The following is a 13,669-nucleotide window of genomic DNA, read 5'->3' as shown; positions in this document are numbered from 1 at the left end:
TATGTCTAAGTACTCCATTCAACAATTTATTCAAAAAAGTAAACAAGAGGATAAGGGACAAGGTTTGTTTGAACTGGAGACGGAAAGGATTCTTGAAATAAACCTTAATGGTGACATATGGGCAAAAATGGGTTCCATGATTTCCTATGAGGGGTCCATCAAGTTCCAGCGGGAAGGGATTCTTGAACACGGCTTAGGGAAACTCATGAAGAAGGCATTTACAGGTGAAGGGTCTCAATTAATGAAAGCTTCAGGTAAGGGTAAGCTTTATGTTGCGGATCAGGGAAAGAAGATTACTATCCTTGATTTAGAAGGCGACAGTATTTTCATTAATGGAAACGATCTGCTGGCTTTTGAAAAAGGCTTGGACTGGGACATCAAATTGATGAGAAGAGTGGCAGGTATGATGGCGGGCGGATTGTTCAATGTCAGGCTGGAAGGGCAGGGGATGGTTGCCTTTACCTCTCATTATGAGCCGCTAACCCTGATGGTGTATCCTGGGCAGCCAGTCTATACCGACCCGAACGCCACTGTTGCGTGGTCAGGGAACCTTCAGCCGGAATTTGTCACAGATGTGCAGTTGAAGACCTTCTTGGGAAGAGGAAGTGGAGAGTCTATCCAAATGAAATTCGCCGGCAGTGGTTTTGTGGTGGTACAGCCATTCGAGGAAGTGTACACCGCCAGTGAGTAAATGTTGTTAAGCGCCGCTGTTGATTTCCGCACTGGGCTTCGCTTTCCGCGCGGCGCCTGTGGAGCCTCCTCGGCAATCCTGCGGGGTCTCAACTAAGCGGTATCTCCCGCTGGAGTCTTCGCCCTGTGCTGCAATCAACAGCTAGAATGTCTTTAATTTGATTACTCTACTCTAAGCATTCATAAAAAAACTTTCCATTGTCACTTTACTGTAGTAAACTAGATGTTTAATCAAATTATATATATTATATTCATTTAACATATACAGGAGTGAAGGCGATGAGTAGCGGAAAGAGCAAAGGCGGAGGAACAGGCCGTGGAACAGGTAAGAAGGGATGGAGCCGTTGGCAGAAAGCAGCTAATAAAGCCAAAAGCAACAAGCCTTATAAAAGTAAGGGTGTAAAAGCAAAGGGCGGTAGTGATTCAGAATGATTGAAAGAAAAGCTTGGGAGCTGATATTTTAGCTCCCAAGCTTTTTTTTATCGATTTTCACATTTTTTATAAAGACCGGTGACCTAGCTATTTTATCACTTTCAGTCAGGATATCATCCATAATTACATGGTGCGACTGTGGAATGTGCAACTTTTTTAATGAGGTGTAAATGTCCATTTGCCATTCTTTATTCTCAAGTAAAGAGGCAATAGTACCTATCAATTCATCTTGATGATGGACAGTTATTGCAGCCCCTTTTTCTGTAAAAAACACAGCATTCTCTCTTTCCTGACCTGGTATAGGTTTATAAAGGATGAGAGGGGAGCCGATTGCGGTAGCCTCTGTAAGTGTAATTCCTCCCGGTTTCGTAACGATCACACTTGCCAGCCTATAAAGCTCATCGATTCTTTCCACATACCCAAAGGAATGGAACCTTCCAACGTATTTGCTTGCCAACGGGGCAAGCTCGTTTCTTAGAGAATGATTATTGCCACACACTATAGTTACCTGATGATCTGTTTGTTGGAGAAGGGTTTCACAAATCTCCTTCATATTCTTTAGAACACCTTGTGCTCCAGCAAGAAGGAGGACCAAATTTCTTCCTGGAGTAAGATGATATTTTTCAAAGAGATGCCTTTTGTTCCTTATTTCTGAAAATGCTGGTCGGATAGGGATGCCGCTTACTACTACTTTGGATTCAATAACACCTTCTGACATTATTTTTAATTTCATTTCATTTGTGGAAACATAGTATCTATCTATTTCATGATGCAGCCAAAGTCTGTGAAGGCAATAGTCGGTTATGACATTGAAAGTCGGAATAACGATGCCTGTCCTTCTTCTAAATTCAGGAACGGCGTTTATCGGAAAGGTGTTAATTAATATGTCGGATTTTTCCGTTTGGATAAGAGACGTCAACCGTTTGAATCCATACTGATAATACCATCGAAGCAATTTTTTACTTTGCATTTTATCCGTACCATAATAAAACAGCTTGTAGAATTGCTTGCCGAAAGTAAAACTTTTTTTGTAAAGTTTTTCAGTCAGTTCCGAAAAGAAGGGGTGTGATTCAGCATATAGATTGCAAATTTTTACATTATCAAATCCTCTGTTCAAACACTCCTGATAAAGAGAATTGGCAACTTGCAAATGACCATTTCCATAAGAAGCAGTCAATATAATAATCTTTGGATTCCTCTTACCCATCTTTAAACCTCCTAACAAATTAACTGTCCCCATAATAAATGTTATCAGCCGTTTGTTGTCGGAAAATTAAAGTTTTTCAAAATATATGTTAAGGTTTTATGAAATTTTAAACGGCAGAGGAGGCTGGTGAGCAGAACCACACCCATAATTTTAAAGAAAAGTGGTACAATAATAACATTGTTTGGCAGGTAATAAAGAAGTCTATCATTATATACGGGGGAATGAATGATGAAGCATACTAAGACTGCGGTGCTTAGCGATATTGAGATTGCACAGCAAGCATCTATGAAAAAGATTATGGACATTGCTAGTCTGCTTGATATTGAAGAAGATGAAATAGAGCTATATGGAAAATATAAAGCAAAACTTTCTCTTGATATAACAAAACGTTTACATACGAAAGAAAATGGTAAGGTCATCTTGGTTACAGCAATCAATCCCACTCCAGCGGGTGAAGGAAAGTCTACGGTTACAGTGGGACTTGGTCAGGCGCTAAATAAGCTTGGTAAAAAAGCGATGATTGCAATGCGGGAACCATCTCTTGGGCCAACAATGGGTATGAAGGGTGGAGCAACTGGTGGGGGATACTCACAGGTGTTGCCGATGGAGGATATCAACCTTCATTTTACAGGGGATATCCATGCCATCACGACTGCCAACAATACCTTGGCGGCGATGATTGATAACCATATCCATCAAGGAAATGCCCTGCAGATCGACACAAGAAGAATCACTTGGAAAAGGGTGCTCGATTTGAATGACCGTGCTCTCAGAAAAGTGGTGATTGGGATGGGCGGACCTACTCAAGGTGTGCCTCGTGAGGATGGTTTTGATATTACGGTTGCATCTGAAATAATGGCAGTGTTTTGTTTGGCAAAGGACTTAAGTGATTTAAAAAAACGGCTTTCCAAAATGGTCATTGGTTATGATGTTACTAAAAAACCGGTAACTGTAAAGGATCTCAAAGTGGAAGGTGCATTGACTTTGCTCCTAAAGGATGCCTGCATGCCAAACCTTGTACAGACAATGGAACATACACCGGCTATTATTCACGGCGGACCTTTTGCCAACATAGCACATGGCTGTAACAGTGTGATGGCCACGCAAATGGCTGCGAAGCTAGGTGATTATGTGGTGACAGAAGCTGGATTCGGGGCAGATCTTGGAGCGGAGAAATTTCTGCATATCAAAACACCTGCTCTTGGGTTCAACCCAGAAGTAGTGGTAATTGTGGCAACCATTCGTGCTATTAAAATGCATGGAGGGATGTCTAAGGATCAGCTGAAGGAAGAGAATCTTGAAGCATTGACGTTAGGTATAGAAAACGTAAAAAAACATGTTGAAACTGTACAAAAATTTGGCCTGCCATTTGTTATTGCCTTGAATGAATTTATTACCGATACCGCAGCTGAAATTGATTTTGTACGTCAATGGTGCGAGGAAAACCAGATTCCTATGGCATTGACCCAAGTCTGGGAAAAAGGCGGGGAAGGTGGAATAGACCTGGCGACGAAAGTTCTTCAGCAGTTGGAAAATAAGCAGGCTGAATTTACTCCATTATATAATTCCGAGGACCCGCTCGAACAAAAATTGGAGTCGATTGTGAAAAACGTCTATGGTGCATCAGGAGTGGAACTGCTCCCCGCTGCAAAGAAACAGCTTCAGCAGATTGTTGGTGAGGGGTGGGGCCATCTGCCTGTTTGTATGGCAAAGACGCAATACTCTTTAAGCGATGATGCCAAGAAGCTTGGCAGACCTCAAAACTTCACCATCACAATCAGGGAGTTGAAGCCATCGGTAGGAGCTGGGTTCATCGTTGCACTGACCGGAAATATCATGACGATGCCAGGACTGCCAAAGCAGCCAGCAACACTTAATATGGATGTGGATGTGGATGGAAAAGCGGTAGGACTTTTCTGATGTTCGACCCTACTGTCTTTGATAATTTGAAAGTGGTAATCGAGGGTGATTTATACGATTTGGATCTCGTAGGACAGATTCAGATTGCAGACCGCAAGGATAGGATTGACCTGGCGACGATGTCCCGTTCCTTCAGTATGAAATTTACGCTAGATGACAAAGTGTTTGGAGAGATTAGTCTTTCCTCTGATATCGAAAATATCTCAGGAGAATTACTCCGGCTAAACGAGAAGCCTGGTTGCCGTGTGAAGCTAGTATTTATGAAAATAGCTCACCCTGAAGCTGATATCGATGCTGAAGTGTTGAAATGGAGAATCTTTCTTTCAGATATTTGGGAAGAAAGAGAAATCACCATCTTTTCCACCAGAAAACACGACGCCGAGGAAGAGGTTACACTTTCAGCTGAAATCAACTTTACCAGGCTTATCCATGAGGAGAATATTGATGACCTTAGAGATATGCTTACTTTTATGATCCAAAGCCTTAACTAGCTTCAGCATACTCAACATAGACAGAACCATCCCCTTGATTCATAATGAGTATAAATCAGCTATGTAAAAGAGACTTTTAGCTGTTGATTGTAGCACAGGGCGAAGACTCCAGCGGGAGGTAGCGCTTAGTGGAGACCCCGCAGGCTTGCCGAGGAGGCTCCACAAGCGCCCCGCGGAAAGCGAAGCCCGGTGCGGAAATCAACAGCGGTGTTTAACAGAACCAAAAAAAATGAGGTGAGCACAATGTCAACAATCTATGACTTTTCTGCAATCGACATCAAAGGTAATGAAGTACCGTTATCGGAATATAGAGGATATGTAATTCTTATTGTCAATACAGCTAGTAAATGCGGTTTTACCCCGCAATTTGAAGAGTTGGAGGAGCTCTACAAAGAGTATCAAGATAAACAATTTATGATACTTGGGTTTCCTTGTAACCAATTCGGCAATCAGGAACCAGGAAAAGAAGAGGAAATCAATGACTTTTGCCAGTTGAATTATGGTGTTTCCTTTCCTATGTTTTCCAAAGTGGAAGTGAATGGTGACGATACCCATCCACTCTTTGAATATCTAAAAGAAAATGCGACGGGATTACTTGGCTCAAAAGCGGTTAAATGGAATTTCACCAAATTTCTTGTGGACAGAAACGGGGAAGTGGTGGAGCGCTTTGCTTCTACGACCTCACCATCAAAATTGAAAAATGATATTGAGAAGTTACTATAATAAATTTAAACTGATTTTTTGCTATTGAAAGAATAATGGCGACTTATAAAACCTATTATAAAAGAAAACCCTTTTCTTAAATTTAGAGAAGGGTTTTCTATATTACTATCGAATAAATAATATTATCACTATCCGAAGAAAGGAGTAAGCGCTTGAAAATCATTGACGCCCATGTGCATTTTTCAACTATTAAGAGCTTTAAGGACACCGCAGATAACCTTTCACGTCTATCCTATACATATGATGGGCTCCTGAAAGAATGGAAGGAACATCATGTAGTGGGAGCGGTGGCGATGGGGGTTACAGAGACAGAGCCTTATGGATTTCCGGACAATCGCAGTGAAACGCCGATGGGGCTAGACCTTTCACCTTTCATTCCCGCAAACATGGGTTATTGTCCAGGGATTAACCCTTATAGGATGAAAGAAGAGAATCTCAGGCAACTTGAAAGAGTAATTCAAAAAACCAATGTGGTAGGAATGAAAATCTATTTGGGCTATTACCCCTTCTATGCCTATGATGAGATTTATATTCCGATTTACCGACTGGCAGCCAAGTATCAATTACCGGTCGTATTTCATACAGGGGATACATATTCAGAAAGAGGGCTGTTAAAATACTCACACCCATTGACACTAGATGAGGTGGCTGTTGCAAACCGGGATGTCACCTTTGTAATGGCACATTTCGGTGACCCTTGGGTACTCGATGGTGCAGAGGTTGTGTATAAAAACAGAAACATGTATGCGGACCTTTCGGGATTGATTGTCGGAACAGAACGGGAAATTAATCGCCATCGGCAGACAAGGTTTCTGCAGCACCTTTTACATGCTCTCGACTACTGCGACCATTATGAGAAGCTTATGTTTGGGACTGATTGGCCACTTCTATCAGTGGGTAGCTATATACAATTCATCAAAGGGATTATTCCTGAAGACTTTCATCAAGCGGTATTCCATGACACCGCATTAAAGGTATTTCCAAGGTTGCAATCATTATTATCAGAATAGTAGAATAAAATAGGATAAAAGATATAGAGAACGGGGGATTTTTTATGGAAAAGATAGCATGGGTAACTGATAGTACGGCATATTTGGACGAGATGTTGAAGAACCATCCTGATGTATATAGCATACCGATGGTGGTATATTTTGAAGAGGAAGAATTTCTCGATGGAGTCACTTTATCTTTAGAGGACTTCTATACAAGGCTTGCGGCAAGCAGTACCCCGCCCAAAACTTCTCAACCTTCCGTAGGGGCATTTGTGGAATTGTACAATAAGCTTTCAGAATCCTATGATCGAATTATTTCTGTGCACCTATCTAGTCATCTAAGCGGGACGGTATCATCCAGTATGCAAGCAGGGGAGCTTGTGGAAATTCCTGTTCACACAGTGGATTCAAAAGTCATTTCGTTCCCACTATCCGCCATGGTAAAGAAAGGCATTCAAGCTCAAGAGGCAGGCAAGTCGCATGAGGAAATTCTGGACTACCTCCATGATTTGGCAACAAAATGTGACATCTATGTTCTGATTGGCAGTCTTGAACAGTTGCACCGTAGTGGTAGAATGTCAGGAGTACAAAAATTATTGGGTAGCCTTCTCCAGATTAAACCAATCATTCGGATAGAAGAAGGAAAGCTCGATGTAGCAGAAAAGGTACGTACCCAAAAGAAAGCGTTATCAAAGATTGTTGATTTCCTTGACGAAGCCAATGAACAGGCAAACATCAAAGAATTGTTTGTTTTACATGGTACGAACGTGGAGGAAGCGGATGTTCTAGTAGCCAATCTCAAGGAAAAGTATCCGGATATCCCAATTAACCCTTTCCCTTTATCTACTGCAATTGCCGTGCATGCCGGAGTCAATACGATAGGGATATCATGGTATAACGAATAACGCTCATCGGTACTGTAGAACATACTGGATTTCCCTTTTATTAAGAGGGTAGGCTCCAATAAGTGTATAGCCGATGCTGATATATCTTGATAATGTTTCAGCACAACTTTCGGATACTGGCTCAGTCGGGGCATGATCGCTTTGAAACAAGGTTAGCATTTCACCGGTTTGATGATTGCAGTTAATGAGTACAATATGGGTTCCAAACCATGCCGTGCCAATTTGCGGATTGTTGAAATTACGAGGATAGTTCAACTGTTCTCCTCCTCAATAGCTGATGTGCATGTCTGAAGTTTTAATCAGACATTGTCATCGGCTTTTTTAGTTAGTGGATTCATGTAACTCTATCCCTATTTTATGAGGGATTAAGTAGGTATGTTACACTATTGAAATGGCTTCCATTGCGAAATGGTATGGATATATACTCACTCATGGTAAAATAAGATGGAATCAAAAGATAAGGGAGTTACACTTGTGATACATAAAGTAGAGCAATACATAGAATCAATATTCAATAATGATACAACCGGACACGACTGGTACCATATTCAAAGGGTCAAAAGACTTGCATTGCACATTGGGAAAGAGGAACAAGCCAACCTATTGATGGTAGAGATCATTGCACTTCTGCATGATGTGCTTGACGATAAAATGACCCATGACAAGACCGAGTCAAGAACTGAAATAGCTGAACTGTTAGCGGAACTACCGTTAACGAAATTACATATAGATGAAATTCTCCATACAATTGAAAACATCGGTTTCAAAGGCGGAAACGGCATTGTTCTGGAAACGCTTGAGGGTAAGGTTGTACAGGATGCGGATAGATTGGATGCTCTTGGTGCTATTGGTACTGCACGAACATTCATGTATTCCGGTGCGAAAGGGCAAGCGATGTATGATCCAGAAATAGAAGTGAGATCTGCTATGAGCTACGAACAGTACCGAAAAGAAAAATCTACTGCGATCAATCACTTTCACGAGAAACTCTTTCTTTTGAAGGATACGCTCCATACGGAGGAAGCGAAAAGGATTGCCTTGGAACGCCATACATTCATGGAACAATTCGTGAATCAATTTATGAAAGAATGGAATGAGATATAAGATTATGAAAATGTTGATTGGAGAAGGTCTATCAAAAACATATGTAGAGAAAGTGATACTGGATAAGGCTTCTTTCAATATCCAGGAAAAAGAACGGGTCGGCCTGATAGGGGTTAATGGGACAGGGAAGTCTACTTTGTTAAAAATAATTGCTGGACTGGAAACTGCAGATGCCGGTGTCATTACGACATCAAATGACTATACCATCGGATTTCTATCTCAGCAGCCCGAACTGATGGAGTCTTATACAGTGATGGAGCAAATATTCAGTAAAGAGTCACATATGAATAACATCATCAAGCAGTATGAGAACTGCCTCCTGCAAGTCCAGGAAACTCCTACTGATGAAAAGTTGCATGAGCGTCTAGCCAACCTGCAAGCTCAGATGGATCAGCTGCAAGCTTGGGATGCCAGCGCAAATGCCAAAGCTATTCTTAACAAACTAGGAATTATTGAAGTGAACCAGCGGATTGAAAGCTTATCAGGGGGGCAGAAAAAGCGGGTCGCACTTGCCCAGACATTGGTTGAAGCTGCGGACCTCCTCATTCTTGATGAACCTACCAACCACCTAGATTTTGAAGCTATTGAGTGGCTTGAGGATTATTTAAGCAAATATCAAGGAGCGGTCCTGCTCGTCACCCATGACCGATACTTCTTGGACAGGGTCACAAATAAAATATTCGAGTTACATAATGGTACTATATATACCTACTCCGGAAACTATGGAGACTACTTAGAGGCAAAAGCAATAAGGCAGGAAGAACAGTTAAAAACGGAGGCCAAGCAAAAAAGCCTTTATCGCCAAGAGTTGGAATGGATGAGAAAAGGCGCCAAGGCAAGAACAACAAAGCAAAAAGCAAGAATCAAGCGATTTGATGTACTGGATGAGAAAGTTGCTTCTACCTCTACCTCCGGTGAACTGGAACTCCTTACTGGTTCGGCCCGCTTGGGAAAAAAGGTGATGGAGCTTGAAGAGGTTTCCCTGCAGTACGATAAGAAGGTGATTTTTGAAAAGGTGAACCTGCTGATCAAGCAAAAGGACCGTATAGGAATAGTTGGTCCAAATGGTGTAGGGAAATCAAGTCTATTAAACATTTTAGCCCAAAAGATCACCCCTACTAGCGGCAAGGTCGATGTGGGTCTTACGGTTAAGCTCGGTTATTACACCCAGGAACAGCAGGATATGAACCTTGAGCAACGAATGATTGAGTATGTAAAGGAAGAAGCGGAAGTCATTAAAGGGGAAGATGGGCAGCATATCAGTGCATCCCAGTTACTGGAAAGATTCCTGTTTTCGCCCCATTCCCATGGCACACCGATACAAAAACTCTCAGGTGGTGAACGTAAAAGGCTATATCTATTAAGAATCCTTATGTCACAGCCAAACGTTCTGCTCTTGGATGAACCGACAAATGACCTGGATACAGAAACATTGACCATCTTGGAATCTTACTTGGAGGAGTTCCCTGGGGTTGTCATAACTGTATCCCACGATCGCTACTTCCTTGATAAAGTTGTGGAGGAACTGGTTATCCTCGAGGGAAATGGGAAAGCGAAAAGGATCTTTGGTGAATATACAGACTATGTAGAGGAACAGCAACAAAAACGAAAAGAAGAGAAGCAACTGGAATTGGCTAAAAAGGAAGCACAATCTTCTACCCGTCAAAAACAGAAAACGATGAAGCTTTCCTATCAAGAGCAGAAAGACTGGGATACGATTGAAGAACGGATCATGAGCCTAGAGGAAAAACTTGAGAATATTGAAACTGAAATTGCTGAAGCCGGAAGCGATTATGAAAAAGTTAGCAAGTGGCTTGCTGAGCAGGAAGAAACGAACAGACAGTTGGAAGAATCTATGAACAGGTGGGAAGAGCTATCTGAAAAAGTCGAAACGATCAAAGAGCAATCATAAGCGCTACTAATGTAGTGTGTGTAAAATATATGCTACGATGATATAAAGAAAAAATTCAGAAGGGGTGTTTTCTAGTGAATATACAATCCATTGAACCTACTCCAAGTCCCAATACAATGAAAGTAATTCTAAGTGAAGAGTTACCGGCAGGAGCAAGGAATAATTATACGAAAGAGAATAGTAACCAAGCACCAGAAATCATTCAGGAAATCCTGGTAATTGAAGGGGTAAAAGGGGTTTATCATGTTGCCGACTTTTTGGCAGTTGAGAGAAATGCACGTTTCGATTGGAAAGGTATACTTTCGGAAGTAAGGGCAGCATTTGGTGAAAACGAAGAAAACCAAGAGACGGAACAACAACGATCATTGGAAGGCTTTGGAGAAGTGAAAGTGTTTGTGCAAATGTTCCAAGGCATTCCTATGCAGGTGAAACTATCCGATGGGGAGCAAGAAAAGCGGGTCGGCTTACCTGACCGCTTTATGAATGCCATTCTAACCGTTCAAGAAAAACAGGACAATGTGGTTCTTGAAAGAGAGTGGAAAGAACATGGTGTTCGCTATGGTGATCTTGAAGCAGTTGGTACGGAGATTGTGGAAGAGCTCTCTGCAACTTTTACCGAAGAGCGTATTGGAAAAATGCTGAAGCAAGAAGAAAATGCCGATAAATCGAATACAATAAAGTCGAAGGAACGTTACAAAGTCACACTGGAAATGCTTGATGACCCTGATTGGTCAAAACGCTTTGCAGCGCTCGACCAGATGGATCCAAAAGAAGAGGACATTCCTGTTTTGGCAAAGGCCCTTGAGGATGAAAAGGGGTCCATCCGTCGTTTGGCAACCGTCTATTTCGGCATGCTGGAAAAATCGGATATTTTACCTTACCTTGCCAAAGCTTTGAGAGATAAATCTGTTACAGTGAGAAGAACGGCAGGGGACTGCATGTCAGACCTTGGTGATAAAGCTGCAATGCCAGCCATGATAGAGGCGCTTAAGGATAAAAATAAATTGGTGAGATGGAGGGCTGCGATGTTCCTATATGAAGTGGGAGATAAAACAGCTCTGCCTGCTTTGCATGATGCGGAAAGTGATTCTGAATTCGAAGTAAGCATGCAAGTGAAGATGGCGATTCAACGTATTGAAGGCGGAGAAGAAGCAAAGGGCTCTGTTTGGAAGCAGATGACAGAACGGAATAATTAGGCTCTGCAAAAACAATATTATAATAGGAGGAAAAAAAGATGTCGATGGCATACGAAGAATATATGAAACAATTAGTGAAACCGATGAGAGATGAACTGGCAAGAGCAGGATTTGAAGAATTGACAACAAGTGAAGAAGTAGAGGGTTTTTTTAACAAAGTGGAAGGAACGACACTGGTTGTAGTCAACTCAGTTTGTGGCTGTGCAGCCGGATTGGCAAGACCAGCAGCTACACAATCCGTTATCCAAGCAGACAAAACCCCGGACCACCTTGTGACAGTGTTTGCAGGGCAGGATAAAGATGCCACATCAAAAATGAGAGAGATCTTTGGTGATATTCCACCGTCCTCCCCATCCATGGCACTTATGAAAGGCAAAGAAGTTTTCCATTTCATCCATCGCCACGATATAGAATCGAATACGATGGAGAACATCATGACCAACCTGCAAGGAGCGTTTCACCAATACTGTTAGTAAGTGAGGGATGTGCAAACTTTGCACATCCTTTTTATTAAAAGGATATAATTCTGTTGATTTCCGTTCCAGGCGCTTCGCTTTCCAGTGGGCGGTCCGGGAGCATACTCGGCAAGCCTGCGGGGTCTCCCCTGTCCCTTCCTCCCGCGGGCGTCTGCGCTTTCCACTACAATCAACAAGGTGACTTCATTCATCTAAAAGTTAACGATAAGTCATTAAATTGAGTTTACTGAAAAAAGCATTAACGTTACGTTCTCGTAATTTCTAGCTGTGGATTGGAGCAAATGGCGAAGACTCCAACGGGGGAGTAGCGGCAATGTTGAGACCCCGCAACGCCGAGGAGGCTCAAGGTCGCCCCGTGGAAAGCGAAGCCATTTGCGGAAAGGAAAAGCGGCCTTGAACCAAACAAACAAGGAAGGACCGGGCGGTTTTTCTTAAGTTGAATGAGCAAATTTTCTACTTATAAGGAGAAAAAATATATGATTGTAACCACCGCGGGGAGAACAAATGAACAGATGATTCAAACCGCAAGAAAAATTGCCAACGATCTCGGTTATCATTACTACCAAAGGAACAAAAAATCCATTGGGGCAATCTCCGAAGAAAGACAACAAGATGTACTGGTAATCGGAAAAAACCGTTATGAATGGTACAGATTAGGTGAAGCAGACCCGGTTTTCTTCCACCCCAATACAGCCGCATTCAGAGCGAAAAGGTGGCAAAAAGGGGAGGTGGAACCATTTCTGCTAGCAACCGATCTCAATACAGGTATGAGTTTCCTGGATTGCACGCTTGGTTTGGCTTCCGATAGTATAATGGCAAGTATGGCAACAGGAGAACATGGTCAAGTAACTGGCGTGGAAGGCAATAAGCTACTGGCATACTTGGTGAAAACGGGCCTGAAGAATTGGGAATCCGATATTGGGCAAATGAATGAAGCGATGAAGAGGATTAAAGTCCTTGAAGGTAAACACCAACATATACTTACCAGTCTTCCAGAAAATAGTTTTGATGTAGTATATTTCGATCCGATGTTTGAGAACCAGATAAAAGAATCGAATGGTATCAGTCCACTAAGAAAAGTTGCTGTTTATGACGAATTAACGGAACAGACCATTCTAGATGCCAAAAGAGTCGCAAGGAACAGGATTGTATTAAAAGATCATTGGCAAAGCGAAAGATTTGGGAAGTTCGGATTTACAGTAAATAAAAGAAAAACGGCTAAGTTTCATTATGGGTATTTGAAAACTTAGCAGGCAGGTTGGGCATCCTATTTTTTGATGGTATATTACCAGTAGAAAAGAGGTGTCAGGACATGGGTGGAAAAAGGAAAAAACCTGGAAATGTAGGGCTTTCCTCTCCTCAGGTGGAAGGACAGGGGACAACAAATTCTGAAATCGATGGAGAATCCAGGTCATCAACCAGAAAAAGCAATAAGAAGAATTAAAAAACTCGCGTTGAGTAAGGCTCAACGCGAGTTTTTTCTTTTCATATCAGTCAGCAAAACATAAATAAATTAAAGCCCCTAAAGTAACAAAACTTGATACAAGAATAGCAACATCTGCCATGATAATTACCTCCAATATGTACTCTTTCTTAATATTAACAAAAAACCACAAATAAA

Annotated in this window: 15 protein-coding genes; 13 read left to right on the top strand and 2 right to left on the bottom strand. The window is 41.9% G+C overall.

Translation table 11 applies throughout. The features are described 5' to 3' along the window. Position 1: 1 nt before the first annotated feature. Both AB685_RS02075 and AB685_RS30070 read left to right on the top strand, forming a co-directional pair. Positions 2-691, top strand: coding sequence for an AIM24 family protein (locus AB685_RS02075; protein ID WP_047968887.1), 690 nt, complete (start codon positions 2-4; stop codon positions 689-691). A gap of 278 nt (positions 692-969) precedes the next feature. Continuing rightward, positions 970-1,122, top strand: coding sequence for a DUF3934 family protein (locus tag AB685_RS30070; RefSeq protein ID WP_082153462.1), 153 nt, complete (start codon positions 970-972; stop codon positions 1,120-1,122). 28 nt (positions 1,123-1,150) lie between these two features. On the opposite strand, the gene AB685_RS02070 is transcribed toward AB685_RS30070, so the two are convergent. Further along, a complete protein-coding gene (locus AB685_RS02070) occupies positions 1,151-2,329 on the bottom strand; it encodes a glycosyltransferase (protein ID WP_047968886.1) in 1,179 nt (392 codons plus the stop codon). Positions 2,330-2,557: 228 nt separating this feature from the next. Here AB685_RS02070 and AB685_RS02065 point away from each other — a divergent pair, with 228 nt between their 5' ends. The 5 genes from AB685_RS02065 (at position 2,558) to AB685_RS02045 (ending at position 7,360) form a co-directional block, all read left to right on the top strand. After that, positions 2,558-4,249, top strand: a complete 1,692-nt coding sequence (locus AB685_RS02065; RefSeq protein ID WP_047968885.1) for a formate--tetrahydrofolate ligase — start codon at positions 2,558-2,560, stop codon at positions 4,247-4,249. After that, positions 4,249-4,740 carry a hypothetical protein gene (locus tag AB685_RS02060; protein ID WP_047968884.1) on the top strand — a complete coding sequence of 164 codons (492 nt, stop codon included), beginning with the start codon at positions 4,249-4,251 and terminating at the stop codon, positions 4,738-4,740. The genes AB685_RS02065 and AB685_RS02060 overlap by 1 nt, the downstream gene beginning before the upstream one ends. 243 nt (positions 4,741-4,983) lie before the next feature. Further along, a complete protein-coding gene (locus AB685_RS02055) occupies positions 4,984-5,463 on the top strand; it encodes a glutathione peroxidase (protein WP_047969690.1) in 480 nt (159 codons plus the stop codon). A gap of 152 nt (positions 5,464-5,615) precedes the next feature. Further along, positions 5,616-6,473, top strand: a complete 858-nt coding sequence (locus AB685_RS02050) for an amidohydrolase family protein (protein ID WP_047968883.1) — start codon at positions 5,616-5,618, stop codon at positions 6,471-6,473. 44 nt (positions 6,474-6,517) lie between these two features. Then, complete coding sequence (locus tag AB685_RS02045; RefSeq protein WP_047968882.1) at positions 6,518-7,360, top strand: DegV family protein; 843 nt, start codon at positions 6,518-6,520, stop codon at positions 7,358-7,360. A gap of 3 nt (positions 7,361-7,363) precedes the next feature. Here the strand turns inward: AB685_RS02045 and AB685_RS02040 are convergent, their stop codons facing one another. Further along, the gene (locus AB685_RS02040) at positions 7,364-7,615 is read right to left on the bottom strand and encodes a hypothetical protein (protein WP_047968881.1); all 252 of its coding nucleotides are present in this window, start codon (positions 7,613-7,615) and stop codon (positions 7,364-7,366) included. A gap of 219 nt (positions 7,616-7,834) precedes the next feature. Here AB685_RS02040 and AB685_RS02035 point away from each other — a divergent pair, with 219 nt between their 5' ends. The 6 genes from AB685_RS02035 to AB685_RS30800 all read left to right on the top strand — a co-directional run bounded on the left by AB685_RS02035 (position 7,835) and on the right by AB685_RS30800 (position 13,492). Beyond that, positions 7,835-8,464, top strand: a complete 630-nt coding sequence (locus AB685_RS02035) for an HD domain-containing protein (RefSeq protein WP_047968880.1) — start codon at positions 7,835-7,837, stop codon at positions 8,462-8,464. Between the two features lie 4 nt (positions 8,465-8,468). Then, entirely contained in the window at positions 8,469-10,376 is a 1,908-nt protein-coding gene (locus tag AB685_RS02030) for an ABC-F family ATP-binding cassette domain-containing protein (RefSeq protein WP_047968879.1), read from the top strand. A 74-nt stretch (positions 10,377-10,450) separates the two neighbouring features. Then, positions 10,451-11,572, top strand: a complete 1,122-nt coding sequence (locus AB685_RS02025; protein WP_047968878.1) for a conserved virulence factor C family protein — start codon at positions 10,451-10,453, stop codon at positions 11,570-11,572. Positions 11,573-11,610: 38 nt separating this feature from the next. After that, positions 11,611-12,045, top strand: coding sequence for a BrxA/BrxB family bacilliredoxin (locus AB685_RS02020; protein WP_047968877.1), 435 nt, complete (start codon positions 11,611-11,613; stop codon positions 12,043-12,045). A 479-nt stretch (positions 12,046-12,524) separates the two neighbouring features. Further along, on the top strand, positions 12,525-13,298 hold the full coding sequence (locus AB685_RS02015; protein WP_047968876.1) for a class I SAM-dependent methyltransferase: 774 nt from the start codon (positions 12,525-12,527) through the stop codon (positions 13,296-13,298). Between the two features lie 62 nt (positions 13,299-13,360). After that, entirely contained in the window at positions 13,361-13,492 is a 132-nt protein-coding gene (locus tag AB685_RS30800) for a YuzL family protein (protein WP_128755785.1), read from the top strand. Positions 13,493-13,669: the final 177 nt, after the last annotated feature.

It is taken from the genome of Bacillus sp. LL01, assembly GCF_001037965.1.
The sequence above is the reverse complement of the archived record's forward strand: the minus strand, read 5'-3'. Positions and strand labels throughout refer to the sequence as shown.

What these genes read in the sequence shown, in the direction of transcription:
- AB685_RS02075 (WP_047968887.1), top strand. Translation starts at nt 2, where the DNA reads ATGTCTAAGTACTCCATTCAACAATTTATTCAAAAAAGTAAACAAGAG.
- AB685_RS30070 (WP_082153462.1), top strand. Translation starts at nt 970, where the DNA reads ATGAGTAGCGGAAAGAGCAAAGGCGGAGGAACAGGCCGTGGAACAGGT.
- AB685_RS02070 (WP_047968886.1), bottom strand. Translation starts at nt 2,329, where the DNA reads ATGGGTAAGAGGAATCCAAAGATTATTATATTGACTGCTTCTTATGGA.
- AB685_RS02065 (WP_047968885.1), top strand. Translation starts at nt 2,558, where the DNA reads ATGAAGCATACTAAGACTGCGGTGCTTAGCGATATTGAGATTGCACAG.
- AB685_RS02060 (WP_047968884.1), top strand. Translation starts at nt 4,249, where the DNA reads ATGTTCGACCCTACTGTCTTTGATAATTTGAAAGTGGTAATCGAGGGT.
- AB685_RS02055 (WP_047969690.1), top strand. Translation starts at nt 4,984, where the DNA reads ATGTCAACAATCTATGACTTTTCTGCAATCGACATCAAAGGTAATGAA.
- AB685_RS02045 (WP_047968882.1), top strand. Translation starts at nt 6,518, where the DNA reads ATGGAAAAGATAGCATGGGTAACTGATAGTACGGCATATTTGGACGAG.
- AB685_RS02030 (WP_047968879.1), top strand. Translation starts at nt 8,469, where the DNA reads ATGAAAATGTTGATTGGAGAAGGTCTATCAAAAACATATGTAGAGAAA.
- AB685_RS02020 (WP_047968877.1), top strand. Translation starts at nt 11,611, where the DNA reads ATGTCGATGGCATACGAAGAATATATGAAACAATTAGTGAAACCGATG.
- AB685_RS02015 (WP_047968876.1), top strand. Translation starts at nt 12,525, where the DNA reads ATGATTGTAACCACCGCGGGGAGAACAAATGAACAGATGATTCAAACC.
- AB685_RS30800 (WP_128755785.1), top strand. Translation starts at nt 13,361, where the DNA reads ATGGGTGGAAAAAGGAAAAAACCTGGAAATGTAGGGCTTTCCTCTCCT.